Origin of the sequence: Collinsella sp. TM10-22 (assembly GCF_003466125.1) — a bacterium.
Taxonomy (GTDB): Bacteria; Actinomycetota; Coriobacteriia; order Coriobacteriales; family Coriobacteriaceae; genus Collinsella.
The window spans coordinates 63,986-87,381 of the sequence record NZ_QSOC01000005.1 but is presented as its reverse complement, the minus strand read 5'-3'; the positions used below and the strand labels follow the sequence as shown (position 1 = coordinate 87,381).

The 23,396-nt window shown below is 61.3% G+C and carries 15 protein-coding genes; 3 read left to right on the top strand and 12 right to left on the bottom strand.

Translation table 11 applies throughout. The features are described 5' to 3' along the window. Positions 1–232 precede the first annotated feature (232 nt). Positions 233–2,914 (bottom strand): cation-translocating P-type ATPase, encoded by a 2,682-nt coding sequence (locus tag DXD94_RS06365; RefSeq protein WP_117763564.1) that lies wholly within the window; start codon positions 2,912–2,914, stop codon positions 233–235. A gap of 441 nt (positions 2,915–3,355) precedes the next feature. On the opposite strand from DXD94_RS06365, the gene pyk reads away from it, so the two are divergent. Further along, on the top strand, positions 3,356–4,816 hold the full coding sequence (gene pyk / locus DXD94_RS06360) for a pyruvate kinase (RefSeq protein WP_089572705.1): 1,461 nt from the start codon (positions 3,356–3,358) through the stop codon (positions 4,814–4,816). A gap of 420 nt (positions 4,817–5,236) precedes the next feature. Then, positions 5,237–6,310: a hypothetical protein gene (locus tag DXD94_RS06355; protein WP_117743144.1), complete on the top strand. Its 1,074-nt coding sequence runs from the start codon at positions 5,237–5,239 to the stop codon at positions 6,308–6,310. Here DXD94_RS06355 and DXD94_RS06350 read toward each other — a convergent pair. From DXD94_RS06350 to pheS, 6 genes are all read right to left on the bottom strand, one after another. Further along, entirely contained in the window at positions 6,307–7,155 is an 849-nt protein-coding gene (locus DXD94_RS06350; RefSeq protein WP_117763563.1) for a hypothetical protein, read from the bottom strand. The two genes, DXD94_RS06355 and DXD94_RS06350, sit on opposite strands and share 4 nt — an antisense overlap. A gap of 80 nt (positions 7,156–7,235) precedes the next feature. After that, a complete protein-coding gene (locus tag DXD94_RS06345) occupies positions 7,236–8,006 on the bottom strand; it encodes an energy-coupling factor ABC transporter ATP-binding protein (RefSeq protein WP_117743142.1) in 771 nt (256 codons plus the stop codon). 44 nt (positions 8,007–8,050) lie between these two features. Beyond that, complete coding sequence (locus DXD94_RS06340; RefSeq protein ID WP_117763561.1) at positions 8,051–8,887, bottom strand: energy-coupling factor transporter transmembrane component T; 837 nt, start codon at positions 8,885–8,887, stop codon at positions 8,051–8,053. Further along, on the bottom strand, positions 8,865–9,947 hold the full coding sequence (cbiM, locus tag DXD94_RS06335) for a cobalt transporter CbiM (protein WP_117763560.1): 1,083 nt from the start codon (positions 9,945–9,947) through the stop codon (positions 8,865–8,867). The genes DXD94_RS06340 and cbiM overlap by 23 nt, the downstream gene beginning before the upstream one ends. 167 nt (positions 9,948–10,114) lie before the next feature. Next, positions 10,115–12,568 (bottom strand): phenylalanine--tRNA ligase subunit beta, encoded by a 2,454-nt coding sequence (gene pheT, locus DXD94_RS06330; RefSeq protein ID WP_117763559.1) that lies wholly within the window; start codon positions 12,566–12,568, stop codon positions 10,115–10,117. Positions 12,569–12,728: 160 nt separating this feature from the next. Beyond that, positions 12,729–13,805 (bottom strand): phenylalanine--tRNA ligase subunit alpha, encoded by a 1,077-nt coding sequence (gene pheS / locus DXD94_RS06325; protein WP_117763558.1) that lies wholly within the window; start codon positions 13,803–13,805, stop codon positions 12,729–12,731. 505 nt (positions 13,806–14,310) lie between these two features. On the opposite strand from pheS, the gene DXD94_RS06320 reads away from it, so the two are divergent. Further along, complete coding sequence (locus DXD94_RS06320; protein ID WP_117763557.1) at positions 14,311–15,885, top strand: carboxypeptidase M32; 1,575 nt, start codon at positions 14,311–14,313, stop codon at positions 15,883–15,885. Between the two features lie 499 nt (positions 15,886–16,384). Here DXD94_RS06320 and glmM read toward each other — a convergent pair whose 3' ends face one another. The 5 genes from glmM to DXD94_RS06295 form a co-directional block, all read right to left on the bottom strand. Continuing rightward, positions 16,385–17,716: a phosphoglucosamine mutase gene (gene glmM / locus DXD94_RS06315; RefSeq protein WP_117763556.1), complete on the bottom strand. Its 1,332-nt coding sequence runs from the start codon at positions 17,714–17,716 to the stop codon at positions 16,385–16,387. A gap of 83 nt (positions 17,717–17,799) precedes the next feature. Further along, positions 17,800–20,112 carry a DUF4012 domain-containing protein gene (locus DXD94_RS06310; protein ID WP_117763555.1) on the bottom strand — a complete coding sequence of 771 codons (2,313 nt, stop codon included), beginning with the start codon at positions 20,110–20,112 and terminating at the stop codon, positions 17,800–17,802. Positions 20,113–20,261: 149 nt separating this feature from the next. Continuing rightward, positions 20,262–21,284 carry a DMT family transporter gene (locus DXD94_RS06305; RefSeq protein ID WP_199568405.1) on the bottom strand — a complete coding sequence of 341 codons (1,023 nt, stop codon included), beginning with the start codon at positions 21,282–21,284 and terminating at the stop codon, positions 20,262–20,264. Positions 21,285–21,726: 442 nt separating this feature from the next. Continuing rightward, positions 21,727–21,933: a hypothetical protein gene (locus tag DXD94_RS06300; protein ID WP_199568404.1), complete on the bottom strand. Its 207-nt coding sequence runs from the start codon at positions 21,931–21,933 to the stop codon at positions 21,727–21,729. 451 nt (positions 21,934–22,384) lie between these two features. Beyond that, entirely contained in the window at positions 22,385–23,290 is a 906-nt protein-coding gene (locus DXD94_RS06295) for a TVP38/TMEM64 family protein (RefSeq protein WP_233540334.1), read from the bottom strand. Positions 23,291–23,396: the final 106 nt, after the last annotated feature.

The window sequence follows — 23,396 nt, the reverse complement described above, 5'->3', positions numbered from 1 at the left end:
CCCAGCACAAAACCACACAACTGAGCAGGTATTTTAAAACAAAAAGAGCTGGCCGGGCAAAGCCCGACCAGCTCACAAACTTTCCCTCAGCTTATGGTCCTGAGAGGTTATCCGAAGGCCCGCCCGCCGGGAGGGGTTTCCCAAGGGCACATCCCGCAGCCGCAAAGCGGCGAGGACGTGCCCGTGGAAACCCCGCAGGCGGTCGGGCCGGTGGGAAGGATAGCCTTTCGACCTACTCCTTCTCCACGGCGCGCATGATCGCCTTGTAGATCTCCATCAGCGGAATGATCAGGAAGGCAAGGCACAGCGCGGCGATAACGCCCTTAAGCTCAAGCGTCACAGGGCCAAAGAACATCTCGGCAAGCGTCGGCTGCACGGTTACGATCACCGTCAGCACCAGCGCCAGCGCGGCCGAAGCCCACAGCCACTTGTTCTGCTTCTTCATCTTAAACAGCGACGTGCGACGGCTGCGCATGTTAAAGCAGTGGAAGATCTCGACCATGTTGAGCGTGATGAAGGCCATCATCACGCCTTCTTCGTCGGCGGCGCCGGCGATCATATCGGCGATGTGGATGTAGCCCATGTCAAAGTACACGCCCACAAAGAAGCTCGCCAGCACCAGCACGGTGATGATCAGGCCCTGGACCACGCAGTCCAGACCCATATGTCCGGCAAAGACGCCGTCCTTGGCGTTGCGCGGCTTGCGCTTCATGATGTCGCCCTCGGCGTCCTCCATGCCCAGCGCGAGCGCGGGGAAGCAGTCGGTGACCAGGTTCACCCACAGCAGCTGCACCGGCTGAAAGATGGTAAAGCCGATGAGCGTGGCGATGAACACCGAGAAGACCTCGGCAAGGTTGGCCGAAAGCAGGAACTGGATGACCTTGCGGATGTTGTCGTAGATACGACGGCCCTCTTCGCAGGCACCGATGATGGTGGCGAAGTTGTCGTCGGCAAGCACCATGTCGGCAACGTTCTTGGTAACGTCGGTGCCGGTGATGCCCATGCCAACGCCGATGTCGGCGCGTTTGATGGACGGGGCATCGTTGACGCCGTCGCCCGTCATGGCCACGATCTGGTCGCGCGACTTCCAAGCCTCTACGATACGGGTCTTGTGCTCGGGCTGGACGCGGGCGTACACGCCGTAGTCCTCGATATGCGCGTCGAGCTCCTCGTCGCTCATGCGATCGAGGTCGGCACCGGTGATGGCATGGCTGCGATCGGTGACGATTCCCAGCTGCTTGGCAATGGCCACGGCGGTATCGATATGGTCGCCCGTGATCATCACGGTGCGAATACCGGCATCGTGGGCCTCGCGGATGGCGTCGGCGACCTCGGGGCGGACAGGGTCAATCATGCCGGACAGGCCGCAGAAGACCAGGTCATGCTCGAGCGCAGCGGGACTGCAGTCGGCGGGAACCTCGGTGTAGGTGCGGCTCGCCAGCGCCAGCACGCGCAGGGCCTCGTCGGCCATGGCTTTGTTGGCCGCCACGAGCTCGGCACGACGCTCCTCGGTCAGGGGGACGACCTTATCGCCCTCGTAGATGTGGGTGCACAGGCCGATCACCACGTCGGGCGCGCCCTTGGTGTACTGCTCATACTCGCCGTCCAGGGTCTCGACGACCACGGACATCATCTTACGACCCGAGTCGAACGGGGCCTCGCCCACACGCGGATGCTCGGCAGTCAGGCCGGTGAGGCCCGCTTTGCCGGCGTCGTTGACAAGCGCGCACTCGGTCGGCTCGCCCACGGCCTCGCCTAAATCCTCGTCCCACTGGGCATCGGAGCACAGCGCCATACCGGCCAGGAACTTCTCCTTAGGCGCAGCAAGCTCGTGCTTGACGACGGTCATCTTGTTTTGAGTAAGGGTACCGGTCTTGTCGGAGCAGATGGTCTGCGTGCAGCCGAGGGTCTCGACGGCAGAAAGCTTGCGGATAATCGCCTGGCGCTTGGCCATCTTGGTCACGCCAAGCGACAGCACGATGGTCACAACGGCGACCAGGCCCTCGGGGATGGCAGCGACGGCGAGCGAGACGGCGACCATAAAGGTGTCGAGCAAAGCGGTCGGGTCGGTAAGGACGTTGCCCACGCCGTGGCGGAGGATATCGACGCCAAAGATGACGACGCAGATGACGATAACCATGATGGTAAGGATGCGGCTGAGCTCGGCGAGCTTCACCTGCAGCGGCGTGAGCTCTTCCTTAGCCTCGGCCAGGGCGCCGGCAATCTTGCCCATCTCGGTGTTCATACCGGTGCCGACCACGACGGCGCGGCCACGGCCGTACACAACGGTGGAGCCCATGTAGCACATGTTCTTGCGGTCGCCGAGCGGCACGTCATCGGTGCCCGCAGCAAGCTCGATCACGTTGGCGTGCTTCTCGACCGGCACGGACTCGCCGGTGAGTGCGGCCTCTTCGATCTTCATCGTGGCGCTCTCGAGCACGCGGCAGTCGGCCGGGACGGAGTCGCCCGCCTCGAGCATGATCACGTCACCGGGCACGAGCTCGGCGCTCGGCAGGTGCACGAGCTTGCCGTCGCGCAGTACCTTGGACTGCGCCGCGCTCATCTCTTGCAGGGCTTCGAGGGCCTCCTCGCTCTTGGCCTCTTGGACTACGCCCAGCACCGAGTTGACGATAACGACGAACATGATGATGGCGACATCAGCAAAGTCGGGCTCGCCCTTGACCATGCCCGTGAGCGCGCTGATAACCGCGGCCGCGATCAACATGATGACCATGGGGTCGGCCATCTGCTCAAAGAAACGCTTCCAAAGCGGCGTTTTCTCGGCTTCCTCAAGCTTGTTAGGGCCTGTCTTGGCAAGACGCGACGACGCCTCGCCGTTGCTCAGGCCGAGGTTCTCATCGACACCTTGGTCGCTGAGCACCTCCGCCGCGGCGGACAGGTATTCCTTTTGCATATAGAGTCCCCTCCTGGGATTCGGGCCACTCAGCAGATTGATGCCCGATCATAATTCCCAGGAGAAGGGCAAGGGCTCATCAAGGCTGCCGTGCTGAGCGGCAGTTGATAGTGGAGCTATGGTACCCCAAAGCGACGCGTCTAGCCAAAACATTCCATCTGGAAACACGGCACAGGCGCAACGGTGCAGACAGTGTGATGCTCGAGATTGATAAAACGTTTTTTCTTCAGCGCATCGGCAAACTGAAATATCGCCCAGATAGCAGCGGTAAGACCGCTTGGTAAAAGTTTTTCTTTAGTCTTTTTTGACTAAAGAATGAACTTCTAAATCGGCGTACGGTCGATTTTTTGGGGTATTCGGTCGTCATTTCGTTATAATCAACTCAGTTTTATTTCTTATGCTTTATCTATCAGCGCAAGACGATGTCAGATGGAGGTCTGAATGTACAAGCGCACTAAGATTGTATGCACCATGGGTCCCGCCTGCGATAGCGACGAGACCATCCGCGAGATGATCAAGGCGGGCATGAACGTCGCCCGTTTCAACTTCTCGCACGGATCCTACGACGAGCACCACGGTCGCATCGAGCGCGTCCGTCGTATTTCCAAGGAGCTCGGTTTGCCCGTCGGCATCCTGCTCGACACCAAGGGCCCCGAGGTCCGCACCGGCCTTCTGGTCGACGGCAAGAAGGTCGCCGTCAAGACCGGCGATAAGATCGTCGTCACCGCTCAGCCCACGTCCGAGGATTTCCACGGCACCGCTGAGCACATCTCCCTCGACTACCTGGCTCTGCCCTCCGAGGTCGAGAAGGGCTCCCTCATCCTGATCGATGACGGCCTGGTTGCCCTCGAGGTCGAGTCCGTCGACGGCCAGGACATGACCTGCGTCGTCAAGAATGACGGCCTGATCGGCGAGCGCAAGGGCGTCAACATGCCCAACGTCAACATCTCGCTGCCCGCCATCACCGAGCGCGATCGTCAGGACATCCTCTTTGGCCTGACCGAGAACATCGACTACATCGCCGCTTCCTTCATCCGTGACGGCGAGTCCGTCCGTGGCATCCGCAAGCTTTGCCGCGAGAACGGTGGCGAGCACGTGACGATCTTCCCGAAGATCGAGTGCGCCCTTGGCGTCGAGAACTTCGACGAGATCCTCGAGGCTTCCGACGGCATCATGGTCGCCCGTGGCGACCTGGGCATCGAGATCAAGCCCGAGCTCGTTCCCCACATCCAGAAGGAGATCATCGCCAAGTGCAACGCGGCCTACAAGCCCGTCATCACCGCTACGCAGATGCTCGACTCCATGCAGCAGAACCCGCGCCCGACGCGCGCCGAGGTTGCCGACGTTGCTAACGCCATTTACGACGGCACCGACGCCGTCATGCTGTCCGGCGAGTCCGCTGCCGGTAAGTACCCGGTCGAGGCCGTTAAGATGCAGGCCAGCATCGCTCTCGAGACCGAGAAGTACCTCCCGGCCCACGCTCCGCTCGAGGTTCCGGCTGACGCTCACGGCACCCGCGTCGTCAACAACGTTGTGGGTATGTCCGCTGTGAACATGGCCACCACCGTTGGCGCCAAGTGCATCACCGTGCCGACGACCACCGGTCGTACCGCTCGCCTGATCTCACACTTCCGTCCCAACATGCCGATCTGCGCGTTCTCCCGCCACGAGTGGGCCGTCCAGCAGATGATCATGTACTGGGGCGTCATCCCGCACCAGGCAGAGATTACCCAGGGCACCGTCAACGGCACGATCGTCAAGGCGATCGAGACCGCCAAGGAGCTCGGCTACGTCGAGGCCGGCGATCTGACCGTCGCCACCGCCGGCGATCCCCGCATGAGCGTCCAGCTCGAGGACAAGGTTTCCTCGACCAACGTCGCTTACGTCGCTCAGGTGCGCTAAATCGCACTTGCAAGCAGATTTGCATTGCAAAGGGCCCGGAAGGCTTCGCCTTCCGGGCCCTTTTTCTGTGTGCCAATACCTGCACACGGCAAAACACGCACTCATTTCTTTACCAAAAGCGCGAAATCCACCCTTCAGGGCCCAAATAATAAAGTCCCAAGCGCTAAAAGTGTTCGCCCGGTGGCAAACCCACACCTTAACCGACGCTGCTAAATCGTTTTAGCAAGGTCAAAAATGACTATGTTTTCGGAAGTGCGGGGAAAAATTGCTCACCCCCAAGCACAAGCCCTTTTATTTCAACAAAACCCCTGATAAAGTTGGCTCAAATACTCCTTGTGCTTTGCCTGCTTCTCTTTTTCCCCGCACTTCCGAAACCGATAGCCTTTCTAGCCCAAACAACGCTCAAACGATCGGATTGCTATGTCATTTCTCGCTTGCGGACCCTCGGCTTTCCAGTACTATCGCATCCCGCCCCAGATACTGGGACTCTATCCGGCAATCCTGCCGCCCGACCATGACCATCGCTTGGTGCATTACTCAAAACAGCCAGTATTTGAGGATCTACTCGACAAGCCGGTCTGGAGATTCGTGGGCGAAAAGGGTCGCCGCGCGAACGGCAAGCTTTTTCGCAGCCGCCTGCTGACCCAGGAACCACCTCCCGGGTCGTTTAGGCAAACTGAACATGGATTTGATGTCACATCGCCCGAGTTCACACTGCTCAACCTTGCTACGCAGGTCTCACGCAACCAGCTGCTCATGGCGTGTTATGAGATGTGCAGCTCATTTGCAGTATTTACGCCCTGCGAGCGTGCGCAAAAGCAACTTGATGAGGCAATATCCCTTAAGCTCATTCCACCCGACTGTGGCTGGGAGCGCGTTGTTGACACCAAGGGCAATGGCACCAATTTGTGGAAACGCGCGCCGCTCCTCAGCGCGGCGGATATCGCCGCGTTCGCCAAGCAGGCCGCAGGCCTGCGCGGCGTCAAGCAACTCCGTTGGGCCGCCAAACGCATGACAGGACAGACTGCCTCACCCTTCGAGGTCCAAACATCCATGCTCATCTCACTCCCCCGCGACGAAGGCGGCCTGGGCATAGACATCACCAATAACGCGCGCATCCCGCTCAGCGAAGCCGCACGTTCGCTGTATGACAAAACCTGCTGTTACGCCGACATCCTCATCGAAAGTTTCACCGACAGCATGGGTGTCATTCTGGAATGCCAAGGCCGCTCCGCTCATGACAGCGAAGCCGCGAGCCTCTCCGATGCCGAGCGCGCCACCGCACTCACAAGCATGGGCTACGACGTCATCCAACTTACCTATGACCAGATTAAGGATAAGAAGAGCTTCGACCACATAGCCGAGCTCATCCATAAAAAGGCTGGGCTTCCCTACACCCCAAAGACCAAACAGGAGTGCGACGCCGAAGATGCCCTGCGGCAAAAGCTATTTGTCGATTGGGACGAGCTGTTCACTACCGGGCCGGCCAGCTAGCAGCTAGCAATCAGGGGCAGTGCGGGTGTGCCGGGAGCGGCTACGCGCTCGGCAAAGCCTGCCTCGGTTAGCTCGATGACCTCGGTAAACGTTGCATCGAAAAATTCCTCGGTTAGCAGGCGATACGGCGGATGATCGGGCTCACCGGGGTTTTCGCGTACAATCTCGTGCATGACGCCGATAGTCTTGAGCACATACTCCTTATGGATGGGATACTGCCCAAAACGCGTCGCCGCGGTATACAGGCGATTGGTCGCACGCGGAATCGAAACAATGCCCAGCGTCTTGCCAAACCAGTCAAAGTCGCCTTGCTTTTTAATGCGGAACTCCTCACACGGCTTGCCGCCGTGCGCCTCCAGATACTGGTTCACACGCGTGTTCCATACCGTGTCGGCCACCAGATGCGACCAGACGCCCAGCGTTAAATCGAGCAGCGACTGCGCCACATCTTCGGACGCAAGCGAGAACTCACTAGCGCCGGGACCGGCAACCGGCTCGGCATACTTGTAGCGCTGGGGATAGTGCACGCGGTTCAGTCGCTCGCGTTCCTCGACAATCGACGTCGCCGCAGCCGGCGCACCTATCGGCATACCCTTGAGCAGCGGCGCCACATAAGTGTCCCAAAACTCCTGCTCACGCGGCTTGGGGATAGGCTCGGGCTTGGCAAAATGTGTAATGCTATACGGAATGGGATCGGCAATGCCAGGAACCATATAGCCCACGAAGATATCCGGAACCACGCAGCCAAACAAAAAGGCATTGCGGTCGCGCACACTATCGGCAAGCACACTGGTGCGATCCAGCAAACGCTCCGTCTGAGCGATATGAATGTTCCAGCTTGGCATAGCCACCCCCATAAAAAACCTGGATAACTATACCATCACGGCAAAGCCGCGCAGGCGGCTACGCACGCTTTACGCAGCAACTAGTCCGTAGCACCGCTTTCGGTTCCATACGACGGCGAAGACGCCTCGACCACATGGTGATATCGATCGATATAGATGGCGCGGGCACCCAGGCGTCGCACCAGATCCTGGTGATGCGTACTCATCAAAACCGTCTTACCCGCCGCGACGTAGGCCAGCAAGAAGTTGACCACGATGTCGCATGAATCTTCGTCGAGTCCATTGGTAGGTTCATCGAGGACCAAGATATCCGGGTTCATCGACACCACCGCAGCCAGCGCAACGCGCTTCTTTTGCCCGCCCGAGAGCTGATAGGGAGAGGCGTCGGCAAGGTCGGCAACCTGGAACAGCCCCATGGCATCGCGCACGCGGCGCTCGAGCTCGTCTGCCGGCAGCCCCATCTGGGCGGGGCCAAACGCGACCTCCTCGCCGACCGTGGCGCAAAAGAGCTGCGCATCGGCATTCTGGAACACAAAGCCCACGCGCTGATGGAACCGCTGGGCCGTCGCGGAATCCTTGAGATATGCCGCATCGACCACATGCCCGTCGAACAGGTACGCACCCGCGTCCGCAAGCTCAAGGCCGTTGATAAGACGCATGACCGTCGTCTTGCCGCAGCCGTTAGGACCAAGCAGAGCAACGAGCTCCCCACGGTTCACCCGCAATGAAACGCCGTCGACCACCGTATGACCCGCATAGGAAAACACCACGTCGCGAAACTCGATGAGCGGCGTGATCTCGGTGCCGGCAGCACCGCTCGCACCCATCGCGTTATTCGTATCGTTTGCCAAAACGCCGCCCTTCCCTACTCACATCGACAGTTCGACCGTCCGCGCTACAACACCGCGCACAACACGACGAGCAACGCCACAACGGCCGCGTAAACGGCATCGTGCCAGCCAAACCCGGCGCGCGCGGGCGCCGGATACGCACCGGCAAAGCCGCGACAAAGCATAGCCTCGTCCATCGCGCGGCTGCATTCCATCGCCTTGATAAACGTCATGCCCATGATACCCGCCAGCGAGTCGGTGCGCGAAAAACCCGCAGGCGCGGATCCGACGCTGCGCAGCATGACCGATTCGCACAGATCGTGCGCTGTGCGTCCCAGCACCTCGATATGCTTGAGCGCCATATCAAACGTAAAGATAACTTCGTCGGGCAGATGCAGCATCTTGAACGCCGCCGACATGCGGCTCCAGGTAAGCGTCCACGAAACGCCCAGTACCAGCGACACATTAATGAAGGTCTTGAGCGCGATCTTGAGCATGGCGCCCGTGGCAGAAGCGCCCAGCAGCAGAGCAGGCAGCGCCAGAACCACTGCGAGTCCCGCGGCGCCGAGCGCCGGCACAAAGGTCGCGCGCAGCCCGCGTACAGGGCGCGCGGCAACGAGCACCAGCGCGATAGCCGCCATCAACATGAGATACAGCGGGCTTTGCGTCAGACACACGCACAGGACGCAAACGAACATCCCCACCAGGCGCACCGGAGCCGAAACGCAAGAAAAGGCGCGGTCGACCATCGACCCGCCCTCGTGCGCGCCTCCACCCAGGCGAACCCGCTCAAGCAGGCTCGCCAGGTGCAGGACGTTCTTTTGCATCACGCGATGCCGAGCCCCCACGGGCTCATATCGCTCCTCGGCCGCAAGCCAGCTAGGCAGCTCGGCTATTGCCATGAGCACCGCTTTCCTTGACCGTCAGCGAGACCAGGCGGAATGCGATGGTAAGCACCGCCACGCCAATCACGCCCGAAAGGATATACATCGCGGCCTGGCCGGCAAAGCCAAGGCCCTGCTCCTCGGAATAGACCTGCAGGTAGTCGCCCGTGGGCAGCGCATCGGCAAAGGTCGGAGCATCGAGGCCGACCGAAGCCTGCAGGCTGTCGTCACCAGCCTCCTGAACGGCGGTCGCGGCGCCCTCAGCGTCCCACTCGCCCCAAGCGTCACCCGTGGCCAAAAGGCCCAGCGGCGTGGCCACGATAAGCACGGCGACCAGGATAAGCGTGGGGATTAGGGAAGCCTTCTTGGCGGTACCATCGGCGGCAAGCTGGCCATCGACGGCCTCGGGCCCGACGATAATGCTCGGCGCCGTCTTCTTAATGAAACCGTAGATGGCGGCCGTCGCCACGCCCTCGATCACGCCGGCAACCAGCATATGCGGAATCAACATGGCCGGAATAGCCACGGACAGTGGGAAGGGGCAGTACAGCGGCGCGCCCGAAACGTTGGTAAAGAGCATCGGCTGAATACCAAACTCGATTGCCGCGCACAGGGCCGCCAGGCACAGGCCGACCCAACCGCTCACGACGGCAGAAACCGAGGTGCCCCAGCTCTTGTCGTGCAGACGACTGTTGAGCGCACCGAACACGATAGCAGCGACAAACGGCAGCACAAAGGCCATGTTAAAGCAGTTGGCGCCAAACGACAGAACGCCGCCGTCGCCAAACAGCAGCGCCTGCAGCGCCAGCGCGACCGAAACCGCGATGGCAGCGGCCTCGGGACCCAGCAGCAGTGCGATGAGCGCACCGCCGACGGCGTGACCCGTGGTGCCGCCGGGCAGCGGCACGTTGAACATCATGAGCAAAAAGGAGAACGCGGCGCAGATGCCCAGAAAAGCCATGTGCTCGCGATCGAGCGTGGCGCGCACCTTCTTGATGCAGCGAACCCAAACGGGCACCATCGCCACCGCCATGACGGCATCGGTCTGCGGGGACAGATAATTATCTGGAATGTGCATGTATGCCTCCCGATTGTCGGCACGCAATCGCAGCGCCGTTTGAATCACCTTGATAGTGTTACGTATTGATAGATTCGTAACACGCCGCCGGCTATCATAGCAAACGGCGCACTGCCAACAAAGCAGTGCGCCGTTTTGCAATACATTTGTCACAGACGCAAGCGATCCTATCCGCGAACCTCGCCGTTTACGCCCTTGCACACCTTGGTGACGATCTTCTGGTGCGCCTTCTCGACCTCTTCGCTGGTGAGCGTGTGGTCGTCGGAGCGATACGTAAGCGCAAAGGCCATGGACTTTTTGCCCTTGCCGATGCGAACCGGATCGCGGTAGACGTCGAACAGGCGCACGCCCTCGAGCAGCTTACCGCCGGCACTGGTAATGCGGCGCTCAAGATCCTCGCAGGTCACAGCGTTGTCGACCACAATTGCCAGGTCGTGCTCAACAGCCGGGTACTGCGAGAACTCGCGGTAGTTATCCTGGTTGCGGGCACCCTTGATCAGCTTGTCCAGGTCGAGCTCAAAGGCAACGACGACCTCATCTATGCCGCAGGCCTCGCGCGCCTCGGGGTGGATCTCGCCGACCCAGCCCAGCACGGTACCGCCAGACAGAACCTCGGCGGCACGGCCCGGCTGCAAGAAGGCGTAGCCCTCGCCCACGGCGGGACGGAAGCGAACCTTCTCGATGCGCAGCTGGGCGAGCAGCTCCTCGACAATGCCCTTACCAAAGAAGAAGCGCAGCTTGCGGTACTTCATGTTCCAGGACTGCTCGCTCCACTGGCCCGAGAGCACACCCGCCACGGACTTGGTCTCCTTGGGCAGGCTGGCGTTCTCGCGACCGTGGAACAGGCTGCCGACCTCGTACAGGTGCACGTTGGGCGTGCCGTGGGCCTCGTTGTAGGCCACAGACTGCAGCAGACCCGGCAGCAGCGAGCGGCGCATCTCGGTCTGCTCGGCCACCAGCGGGTTCATGAGCACCACGGGGCAGCCGCGGCCCTCGGTGGACATTCCAATCTTCTCCAGGTCGCCCGGGGCGGCAAAGCCAAAAGTCGTGGTCTCGTTGAGGCCACAGGCGCGCAGGATCTCGCCGACCTTGCGGGTAAGCTTCTGCTCGCGCGTCAGACCGCCGATGTGGTTCTTGGCAGCCGGGATGGTCGCCGTCACGCGGCCCATGCCCCACAGGCGCAGGACCTCCTCGATCAGGTCGATCTCGCGCGGCAGGTCAGGGCGGAAGCTCGGCGGGGTAACCTTAAAGTCCTCGCCGTCGCGCTCGACGGTGCAGCCCAAGCGGGTGAGCGAGCGCTCGATAAAGTCGGGCTCGATGTCGGCGCCGCAGATGGCGTGCACGCGGGCCAGGCGCAGCTTAATTCTGTCGATGGTCTTGGGCGCGGGGAAAACGTCGACGTAGCCGGGAGCAACCTCGCCGCCGGCGATCTGCTCGATGAGCGCGCAGGTAACGTTGGCGACATCCACGCAGCCGGTCTCGTCGACCTGGCGCTCAAAGCGGATGGAGGCATCGGAGATCAGCGACAGGTCGCGGCTGGTGTGCGAGGTGCGGCCGGCGTTGAAGCAGGCGCTCTCGACCATCACGTCGACGGTGTCGTCCTCGATCTCGGAATCCATGCCGCCCATAACGCCGGCCAGCGCCACGGGACGCTCGCCGTCGGTGATGAGGCCCATGCCGGCGTCGAGCGTGCGCTCCTCGCCGTCGAGGGTCGTGAACTTCTCGTCCTGCTGGGCGGCGCGAACCACCACGCGGCGATGGCCCTCGCGCTCGGCAAAGGTTGACAGGTCAAAGGCGTGCAGCGGCTGACCAGTGAGCATCATCACGTAGTTGGTGATATCGACGATGTTGTTGTGCGGACGCACGCCCAGGGCGTTGAGGCGCTTGACCATCCAGTCGGGCGACGGGCCGACCTTCACGTTGCGCACGATGCGGGCGACATAGCGGTCGCACAGGCCCTCGTCGGCAATCTCGACCGAAAGCTCGTCGTCGGTCGCGCGGCCGGTCTCTGCCTTGATGGCGGGCAGCTCCACGTGGAAATCGCGATCGAAAATGGCGCCGGTCTCGCGGGCCATACCGATCATGGACAGGCAGTCGGGGCGGTTGGGCGTGATCTCGCAGTCGAGCACGGTATCGCTCGAGCCCACATACTCGGCAAACGGCATGCCGCAGGGCGTATCCTCAGGCAGAATCATGATGCCGGAGTGGTCGCCGCCCAGACCGAGCTCGCGCGCGGAGCAGTTCATGCCCATGGACACGACGCCGCGAAGCTTGCTCTTCTTGATCTTGACGTCGCCGGGCAGAACTGCGCCGATCATGGCCGTGACGATGTGGTCGCCGGCCTCGAAGTTCTGCGCGCCGCAGACAATCTGCAGCGGGGCGGGGTTGCCGTCGGCGTCGAGGTTCTTGTCACCCACGTCGACCGAGCACACATACATATGGTCGCTATCGGGGTGCGGGGTCTTGGTGAGCACCTTGGCGGTCACCACGTGGTCGAAGGACTCGCCCACGGTGTCAATCGCCTCAACCTCGGTGCCGGTGCGGATATACTCGTCCGAAAGGGTCTTAGGATCTTCCGGAATATCAATCATGGTCTTGAGCCAGTCGTAAGAAACGCGCATCTAACTGGTCTCCTTTCATAAATGCGGCTTTGAGCCAAAAACTGCAACGGAGACGGGTTTTCCAAGTGCCGCAGATTGCCTTGAAAGAGGAGGGCCGCGTACTTAGGTACGCAACCGACGATTGAAAGGCAAGGTGCGGTGCTTGGGAAAGCCGCCGGGCCTAGAACTGATTTAAGAAGCGCATATCGCCCGTCATGAGCGTTCGCAGGTCGGGCAGGTCGTAGCGCAGGGCCGCGACGCGCTCGGCACCAATGCCAAAGGCGAAGCCGGTGTACTTCTCGGGGTCGATGCCGCAGTTGATGAGCACGTTGGGATCGACCATGCCGCAGCCCAGGATCTCGATCCAGCCGCTGTGCTTGCAGAAGTTGCAGCCCTTGCCGCCGCACACGTGGCAGCTCACGTCCACCTCGCAGGAAGGCTCGGTGAAGGGGAAGAAGTGCGGGCGGTAGCGCGTCTTGCGGTCCTCGCCAAACATGCACTTAACAAAGTAGTCGAGCGTGCCCTTGAGGTCGCCAAAGGTGATGTCCTCGTCGACGACCAGGCCCTCGATCTGGTTGAACTGCGGCAGGTGGCAGGCGTCGGCCGTATCGGGACGATAGACGGTGCCCGGGCAGATCATGTAGATGGGCGGCTTTTGCGACTCCATGGTGTGGATCTGCACACCCGAGGTCTGGGTGCGCAGGAGCACGTCGGACTCGCCATGGGCGTGGGCCTCGGGGTGCGCGACGCTGCCGGGGTTGTTGTCGACCACGTAGAAGGTATCGCGGGCCGAGCGGCTCGGGTGATCCATGGGGGCGTTGAGCGCGGTGAAGTTGTAGTAGGAGGTGTCGACCATGGGGCCGGACTCGACGGTGTAGCCGATACCGCAGAAGATGTCCTCGGCCTCCTCGATAATCTGCTTGATCAGGTGCTGGTGGCCGATCTGCGGACGGATGCCCGGCAGCGTGATGTCGACGGCGTCGTGCTCCAGTGCGCGCTTGAGGGCGGCGGCCTTCATCTCGGTGTTGCGCTCGTCGAGCATGCCCTCAATCAGCTGGCGCATCTCGTTGGCGCGCTTGCCCATGACAGGACGATCCTCGGGGGCGAGCTTGCCCATCATACGCATCAGGCCGGTGATGCGGCCCTTGCGGCCGAGCAGCTCAACGCGCGCAGCCTCGAGCTTTGCGGCGTCGTCGGCGCCTGCGACGAGCTCCTTGGCCTCTTCCTCGAGTTTGACCAGATCATCAATCAGACTCATGTCTTCCCTTTCGTCTCTCGCGCTCCCCGCTCGCCGGGACGACTGCCGCCGCCTGGCGTTGTGAAAACGCGGCCCGGTTCGGTAACAAAAAACCGCCCTCGGGCATGTACATTGCCCAAGGACGGTTGAATTCCGCGGTACCACCTTGTTTGACGCGGCGGATGTCTGGCCCGCCGTGCCCACTCTGCGCCCCTTATCGCGAGGCTCACGGCTTCCCTACTGGGGACATCGCCGCCGCTGGCCGCGTGCCCGTTGAGGTCGCTGCTCGGGAGTGAACGCTTGGCCCTTGCCACCGCAGGAAGGCTTGCAGCCCATGACCTTCCCTCTCTTGCCGGCGACGCGGCGGGCAAAACCCTCTCCGTCAACGCATTGGGCTATAGGATAACACATTCTGCAAGCATATCGCCGCGTTCCGTTTTGTTCGCGCTGGGTACAAAGCAGGTAGCTGTGCAAACTGGCCGTGCACCCGCCTGCGGTGCTCGGCCTGCGAGATTAAGGATACGATATGGGAAAGAAACTCGATAAGAAGGCCAAGCCCGCAGCGGGCAAGACGCCTAAAGGCATGAAGGTCGACAAGGCCGTCAAAAAGTTCCGCAAACTCGAAGGCAAGCTGTGGACTCGCGAGTACCTGCTCAAGATTGCCGAGTTCGATGGAGCGACGATTGCTCCCGCCAACGGCGCTGCCGCCCGTGCCGACGCCATGGGTACGCTTGCCGGCGAGCATCACAAGCTGCTGACCAGCGAGAAATCCGTTGAGCTCGTACGCTCGTTAGCGCGCGAGACGGTTGCAGGCGGACATGTAGACGACCCGCAGCTGCTCGACGAGATCCGCGTGCTCGGCCGCGACCAGCGCGAAGCGAGCGTTGTCCCTACCGAGGAGGCCGAGGCCTGGACCAGGCTCACCTGCGAGGCCGACGCCGTGTGGCACAAGGCCAAGACGGCCAATGACTGGGCGAGCTTTGAGCCCTATGTGGACAAGATTGTGGGCCAGCTCAAGCATCAGGCCGAGCTTATGGACCCCAAGCGCGACCCATACGACGTTTGGCTCGACCAGTACGAGCGCGGCCTTTCCGCCAAGAGCTTCGATGCGTTTTGTGACGAGGTCAAGGCCACGGTCGTGCCGCTCGTGCACGCCATCGGCGAGCGCGGCCAGCAGCCGGCCGCCGACTTTTTGCACGCCCACGTGCCCGAGGCTGCTCAGCGTGCCATGAGCTTCGACCTGATGAAGCTTGTCGGCCTGAATCTGGACGACACCACGCTTGCCTTTACCGAGCACCCGTTTAGCGAGGGTTTTGCCGTGGGTGACGCGCGCATCGCGACGCACATCTACGAGGACGATTGTATCTCCAATGTCTACAGCATCATCCACGAGGCGGGACACGCCATGTATGAGCTGGGCGTCAATCCTGCCTATGCGCGCACCTGTCTTGAGGGTGGCACCTCCATGGGCATCCACGAGAGCCAGAGCCGCTTCTTCGAGAACACCGTGGGTCGCAGCCGCGCCTTTATGGGACCGCTGCTCGAGGTGCTGCGCCGCCACGCACCCGAGGTCTACGGCGACGTCGACGAGGACACGCTCTACCGCGCCGTGAACATCGCGCAGCCGTCGTTGATCCGCACCGAGGCCGACGAGCTCACCTATCCGCTGCATATTATGGTGCGCTACCAGATCGAGCGCATGCTGTTTGCCGGCGAGGCCACGGCCAAGGACATCCCCGCGCTTTGGAACCGCTTTATGAACGAGTACCTGGGCATTCCCGTTCCCGACGACACGCACGGCTGCCTGCAGGATACGCACTGGAGCGGCGGCTCGTTTGGCTACTTCCCCACGTATGCACTGGGTAGCGCCTACGACGCCATGTTTGTGCCGGCCATGTGCCGCGACGGTGTCGACCTTAACGGCGCCTGTGCGAGCGGCGACCTGGCGCCCGTCCGCGCCTGGCTGGGCGAGCGCATTTGGCAGTGGGGCCGCGCCAAGGACGCGCCGGAGCTCATCAAGGGCGCCTGCGGCATGGCGTTCGATGCCCGCTACTACTGCAGCTACCTGCAGGACAAGTTCACCACGCTGTACGAGCTGTAAGGCATAACCGACACGCCAACGCAAAGGGGAGCGCCGCGGAATCAATTCGCAGCGCCCCCTTTCACTTAGTCATTGGGGCCGCTCTTTAATGACTAGTCGTTTGGGACACTCTTCGCCAGCCAACAACCCGGCACTTGGGGACGTTCCTAAACTGCCGGCAGATAAGGAACGTCCCCAAGTGCCGGCAGAAAGGGAACGTCCCCAAGTGCTGGGTGACTGCTCCGGAGAGGCTGTGGTCAAAAACGGCAAAAATGAGTACTGTTGTCAGGTTGATAGCATTTATTTCGGGCTAAAACAGGGTCGCGGATGAGATTTAATCTCATCCGCGACCCTGTTTATTGGACATATGAGGAGCAATGTCTGTCGATATAACGCTCAGGCAATGCCGAAACGGCCTTTTGAGGCAAAATTTGCTGTTGCTTATTTAGTGACAGTACTCATTTTTGCTTTTTTGGCCACATCCTTTTATAACCCCCTGTCAGACAGCCCAAAAGGCGCCCTATAGAGCCTCGAGTGCGTTGACGATGCGCTTCATGGCGGCATCGGCGGATGCCTGGTCGGGGGCTTCGGCCAAAATGCGAATCACCGACTCGGTTCCGCTCTTGCGCACGAGCACGCGTCCCTCGCCCGCCAGCGATGCCTCGGCCTCGGCGATGGCGGCCTGCACACCCATGTTGCCCAGCGCGGCGTCCTTGTCCGCCACGTGCACGGCCACCTGCGCCTGCGGCAGCAGCTTGCACGGAGCCGTGAGCTGCGAGAGGGTCTCGCGCTCGGCGCGAATCACTTCCATCACGCGCAGCGAGGTCATAATGCCGTCGCCCGTGCGCTCGATATCGCCAAAGATCGTATGGCCCGTCTGCTCGCCGCCCAGGCTGTAGCCGCCCTCGCGCATCTTGGCATACACGTGACGGTCGCCCACACCGCTGGTCACGGCACTTAGGCCGGCAAGCTCCAGCGACTTGACCAGGCCAAAGTTGCTGGCAATCGTCGGCACCACGGTACCGCCCGAAAGGCGACCGTGCTTGTTCAGATACACGCCACACACGTACAGGATCTGGTCGCCGTCTACCACGCGACCGCGCTCGTCCACGGCCAAGCAGCGATCGGCATCGCCGTCATAGGCAAAGCCCACGTCCAGGCCCTGCTCCACCACATGACGCTGCAGGCGCTCTATATGCGTGGAGCCGCAGTCGACGTTGATGTTAAAGCCATCGGGCGCGGCGTTGATCACGCGCACGTCGGCACCGAGCGCGTCAAACACCGGCTTGGCCACCGAGGAAGCCGAGCCGTTGGCGCAGTCGATACCGATCTTGACGCCCTGCAACGAAAAGTTCGCGCTGGCGATGAGCGAAGCAATGTAGCGGTTGCGGCCCTGCATGTAGTCCACCGTGGCGCCGATGTGGTTGCCCGTGGCCAGCGGTACTTCGCTCTTACCATCGATGTAGTCCTCGATGAGCTCCAGTACGTCCTCGTCCATCTTAAAACCGTCGCTATTGACGAGCTTAATGCCGTTATCGCAAAACGGGTTGTGGCTCGCACTGATCATGATGCCGCAATCGAAGCAGCCTTCCACGGTCTGATGCGCTACGCCCGGCGTGGGGATCACGTGCAGCATATAGGCGTCCGCACCGCTCGCGACCAGGCCGCTCACCAGCGCCGCCTCGAACATATAGCTCGAGCGACGGGTGTCCTTGCCCACGATCACACGCGCCTTGCGCTCGCGGTTGGCGCCGTAATACCAGCCCACAAAACGGCCAATCTTATAAGCGTGCTCTACCGTCAGCCCAACGTTGGCCTCACCGCGAAAGCCGTCGGTGCCAAAGTACTTCATGCGCTCTCCTTACAAAATAGGGGCGGACAGATTGCCTGTCCGCCCCAAAATGGTACTCGATTATCTGCGCTACCAGAAAAACCCTACGCCGACGCGCTGTCGCGAGCCGCCTGGCATGTAGGAGTCTGACGCAGCGTAAGCGGCTTGTCCCCCGCCTCGGCCGACGTGGTCAGCGTATACGTGATCGTCGTCGTCTCGCCAGCATGCAGGTCAACGGTGCCCGAATAGAAGGGAATTCCATGCCACGTAGCGGCGCCAAGACCAAACTGGGCGCCCTCGACGGTCAGATCAGTAATGTTGCCGCCCGTCGGGGCAAACAGTGAGACATTCAGACGCTCGTCGTCGCGCGCGGCATCGGGCGCGCTCGCCGCGACGTAATCGGGCAGCTTGCCTGCCTCCTCCTGCGTCATGATGTTCGTCAGGGTAACGGTGATGCGATACGAGCACGTGTCGTCGCCGTTCTTGACGCCCTGGCCAATCTGCGTGTCGGCGTTCAGATACCAGTCGAGCTTGGAGAAGCTCAGGTTGTTAAAGTAAACGCCGGCAACGGGATCGGCACTCGGATCATCCGGATCGGGCAGCGAAGCGTCAATGCCCGTCTCTTTGATGGCATTCTGCTCATCATCGTTTCTCATCCAAGCAATCAGACGGCCCTCTTCGGCACCGCGCTCGAATGCACCGACAAGCTTTGTAACGTCGACATCACCGATGCCACCGAGAATCTTGTCGAAGGCGGCGCTGGCAACAGCCGCAAAGATGCCATCCGATTCCTCGACCGGATAGTTCCAATACACATCGTGCATGAGAACCTTCGCCGCGTTGGTACCGTCGACGACCGTACCATCGGGCAGCGAGACATTACCGACAAGGCCCAGCAGGTACTGCAAGAACACAGGATCGATGCCGACGACGCCATCAACGTCCTGCCCATACTGGGACTTCCACAGCGCGGCGACACGTTGCGAGTTGCGGGGCCAATCAGGCGAATAGGTATTGCCCGAGTTGTACAGGTTACTGTGGTTGCCGAACAGCGCCTCATCCTCTTCGTCGACGCTCTCGACTGCCTCATCCTCGCTGAGTCCAATGCGGGGAACAAACTCGCCAATCGACATCTGGCCGTCGGTGACCGAAATCAAACCTTGCGAACCGCCAAAGCCGCCGCAGGCACGAATCTCGACGTTGTTCATGGCGTACACAAGGTAGTTGCGCGTCTGGCCGTTGGCGCCGAGCATCTGGGGAAGGACGGGGGCGACCTTCTCCGCCGCGTCAACCGCGCCGTTGAGGGTGGCAAAGCCGTCCTTGGCCTTATCGACCAACTCGGTCACCTGGGAAATATGAGTATCGCCAATGCCCTGGATCTTCTCGTTGACGCTCTTGAACACCTTCGAGCTATCGGAGAGCGAATCGGCGACCGCCTGCAGTGCGGACACGTTGATGGTCCCATCCTGGAACAGCTTGCCGGGCGTGGCCTGCGAAAGGTTATCGGCCATGGGAACCAGCGCGTTGCTCGAGACATCGGACAGGGCGTCGATCATGGTGCGGGCCGCATTGATATCGCTGCCATACACCGGGATAAATGAAGCCGCCGTCCACAGCGGGCTCGAGGTCTCCGCCTTCATGCTGTCGCAGAGCTCATCGATCTTCTTCGCGTCGTCAGGCAGCGTCGAAAAATCGCCCGACGTGACCTTGTCCTTAAGGCCACCGACGATCTCGACAGCCTCCTTCGCTTCGCTCTTTACGGTCTTTGCCGAGTTAAGCAGCATAAAGCCGCTTGCGCCAAGCGCAACGAGAAGCACCGCGACTACAGCGGCAATAATGGCGCCAGTGTGACGCTTTTTGCGCTCGCCCTTGCGATGGCGATGACGGACCAGACCGTCAGAGGTCGAACTCGACGAAGCGTCGCCACCGTAGTTCAAGCCAAAATCGTAATAATCTTCCTTGGAACCCGAGCCCGCAAACTCGACACCGCTATCATCCAGGCGGGCGAACGTGCCAGTCTCGGAGGCGCCGGTGTAAATCGTGCCAAGGTTACCCGTAAGCCCCACGCCACCGGAAGAGGGAGTATTGTTGGCGGCCCTGCCGGCATTAACGTTGCCGTCGGTATTCGCGGCGTTGACAGCACCTGCGTTGTTCGCAGGTGCCGAAGGAGCCCCGCTCGGCTGCGACGTGGAGGTTGCACCGCCCGCAAAGACATTCCCTCTTGCACGGCCGGTCTTTTTTGCCTTTTGAGACTGCTCGTACAGAGCGGTAAACATCGCCGTCTCGCCCGGGGACACGCGCTTACCAGAACCGCCCTGTCCAGCGCCGCCCGGCGTGCCGGCCTTACCAGCCCCGTTCGGACGCGGCGGAACTGCAGGACGGCCGCTATCGCTGCCCTTAAAGTGATTACCAGCCATAAAGAAATCCTCGCAATTGAGTCGCAATGAAAAAGTCCATAACGTTGCTAGTTTATGGCATTTTGGGCATCGACAGCTAAACTCCAGACACGGACATCAATTGGCGAAAATGTGGCACAACACCTTTTCTGTCTTGGCGGCGGCGCCAGCTACACCGTGAGGAACATCATCACGATGATCATGGCAAAGCCGATAAGGTCGGTCGGCAAAAACACCGTGCCCAGCATAACGGCGCTGGTGATGGTCGCCGAAACCGGCTCCACAGTTCCGATGAGGCTCGCACGTACCGAGCCGATGTCCTTAACGCCCTGCATATAGAGCATGTAAGCAAAAAACGAGCCGATAACCACGAACACCGCGAGCGCCTCGACGCCGGCAGCGTCGAGCGCCGGCATATGCGCCCAAGGCTGCACGAAGACACACGAGACCACGCCCGCCGTGAGCATTGCCGAGCCCGTGACGATGGGGCTGCCGTATTCGGGCAGGATCTTGGCGGGAATCACCGCCATGCATGTAGCGCTGACCGCACACATGAGACCCGCGATCAGGCCGAGCGGCGAGATATTCAGGCTGGTGGGGTCGCCACCGGTGGCGATTAAAAAGGTGCCACCCAGAGCCAGACCGATGCCGATGACTTCGCGAGTACGCGGCATGCGGCGATCGGTCACGCAGGTGTAGCCCATGATGATAACGAGCTGCAGGCACTGGAGCACCGTCGCGGTTCCGGCGTTCGTCAGACGCACGGCCGAAAGATAGCAAAACTGATTGAACAGCAGGCCAAAGGCGGTAAAGAGCAGCAGCTGCTTGCGATCGGCGGCTGTGGTCCAGAGCTTAATCAGGCGCTCGCGGTCGCGCGTAACAACCACGGCCATAAAGAGTAGACCGGCGAGAATCTGACGCACGCTCATAAGCCACAAGGTGTCGACGTGATAGGTATCGAACAGAAAACTCGCGCTGGTGCCCGAGAAGCCCCAAAACGAACCGCCCACCAGCGTAGCCAAGACGCCCATGATCAACTTGCGCGTCGAAGCGCTGTTCAGGCGGTCGCGCCATGCACGGCGGGTGCTGCGGCTGAGCTCGTCGGTGCCCTCGGGCACATCAATGTTCGATATATCGGTCATCGGCACCGAAGCTCCTGCGCCTTCGACCTGCTCGACGCACTCTTTGCTCATACCACTCCCCCGAAACAGCCTGGAAACAATTCGGCTTACCTTACCACGGCGAAGGCACCAGCCGGAGGCTTGTCCGCTTATCGGTAGGACAATTCCGCAGGCGTCTTTCCATAGCTCGGTACCGCAATGGCCTTGCATTATGCGACAGCCAAATCGCGGCAGCAGGCTCTTTTGAAATGGATATGACAAAGCCCCCGAATTCCACAATGCAAGGGTTGATTTCCGATCTCAGCCGAACACATTGAGCAAATAGGCCATTCCCGCACCTAGCCGAACGCCCCCGCGGCCCCTCCCGGGGCCCGGGGGCGCCGTTTTCCCAGTTGAAGGAACGGTGGAGATGTGTTTCGATGGGTCCGGTGGCCATGCTCCGCCCGCCGCCCGGCACCTCTTCCCAGACTCAGCCGAACGGTCGGTTCCGTCTATTCCGTTTTTCCCTTTCAGGCTAGGACAGCGGGGCATCGCCCCTTTCCTCGCGCGCCCGCGCGATGAGCCCCGGCGTCAGGTCGAGCTCGCCGACGGGCACGTCCTCGATGCCGTACGCCTCCAGCAGCGCCGCCGCGTCGCCGCCGAGCATCGCCCGGAAGGCGCGGGCGGGCGTCGCGAAGCCGAGCGCGCCGCGCGGCTCGGAGTTCACGTGCGACATCGCCAACGACAGGTCCGCCGGGGCCAGCCGGTCGAACCTGAGGCCGCGGCCCTTGGGGGCTGCTCGAAGCAAAAACGAGCGACCCCGCGGACCTCGCGCGCGCCGTCGAACTCATCGAGATCGGCGGCGGCATCGACGCGTGCCGTGATCTCGCACTCAAACTCGCACAAGAGGCGCAAGACACCAGCCGCGCGCTCGCCGAGGCCGGTGTCATTTCGCACAACGCCGCTGACCTGCTCTGCTCCATGGCCGATTTTTTCATCAATCGGAGCGCATAGCGGGGTCGCAAGCGCGTAAACCCTCGAAACCTCCCCCAGCATGTGCATTTTGCTCGCGTTTCCGCAAGATTTCGATTTCAGAATGCACATGTTGGGGAGGTTTTGGATTGCTGTGGCGACCGGCGGTCCGATGTGGCCGCAAAAGGCCCATCAGCCGCCGTACATCCTCGTCGGCCGCCTCAGTTCGCCTTGGCACACAGGCGACGATACAGCAAGCCGCCCAACGCCACGCACAGCAGTGACACGGCAGCGACGACACCAACCACCAACCAGTTTCCGCTGCCCGCAGCGGATGCCGCGGCCGTCGAAGTCACAATGGAGGGAATGCGCCCAAACGTTGCGATGAGCACCACGGGGGCGCAGCGCATCTTGGTGAGGCCGGCGAAATACGTCAAGAAGTCCTTCGGGGTTCCCGGGATCAAGAAAATCACCAGCATGACCAGCTCGAGTCGCTTCGCATTATTGAGCCACGAAAACCGGTCGAGAAGGCTGCGGTCGAAGAAGAGGCCAACCAGGCTCCAGCCCCATCGACGCGTCGCCCAATAAATCGCCGACGTCGCCAGCCCCGAGGCGACGAGACACAGCGCCGTCCCCTCCCAGAAGCCAAACGCGTAACCACTCGCCAGCTCCACAGGCTCGCCGGGCAAAAAGGCCAAGAAGATCTGAGTGACGTTGATTCCAAGCATGACGAGACGACTTATCACGCTGTGGTCGGCGACGAACGACCGAACCGCCTGAGGGTCTGCAAGCCATGCCAAGATCCCCGGAAGGTATTCCCAGCATGCAGTCGCGAGGATCGCGACCGAGGCTGCAAGCGCCAAAAGCACGCGACGGCGCAGGATTCGACGGCGGGCATCGAGACCATCGTCCTCTGCGACGGCCTCGGCCGACATTGCCGCAGCGGTCGCGAATGAGGGGGCGTTTGCGGTCCGCGCGCCGGCAGAAGAGGCGTCGTCCAGCGCGTCATGAGCGCCCGCGACTCGATTGCGAAGCTCGCTCAAGGCGCTTACGTCAAGACGGCGAGCGGCGCCCCCGCAAGAAACCTGACCGGAATACCCTTCGGCTTCGGGCTGCATCCTCATCATCGCGTTACCTCCTTGTGTACCTGACAAGGACAGTTTCGCAACTTGGTGTCTATGTTTTGTCTACCAGCAATGACAATTCAGTAAGCCTTACGTTAAGGTAAGCCAT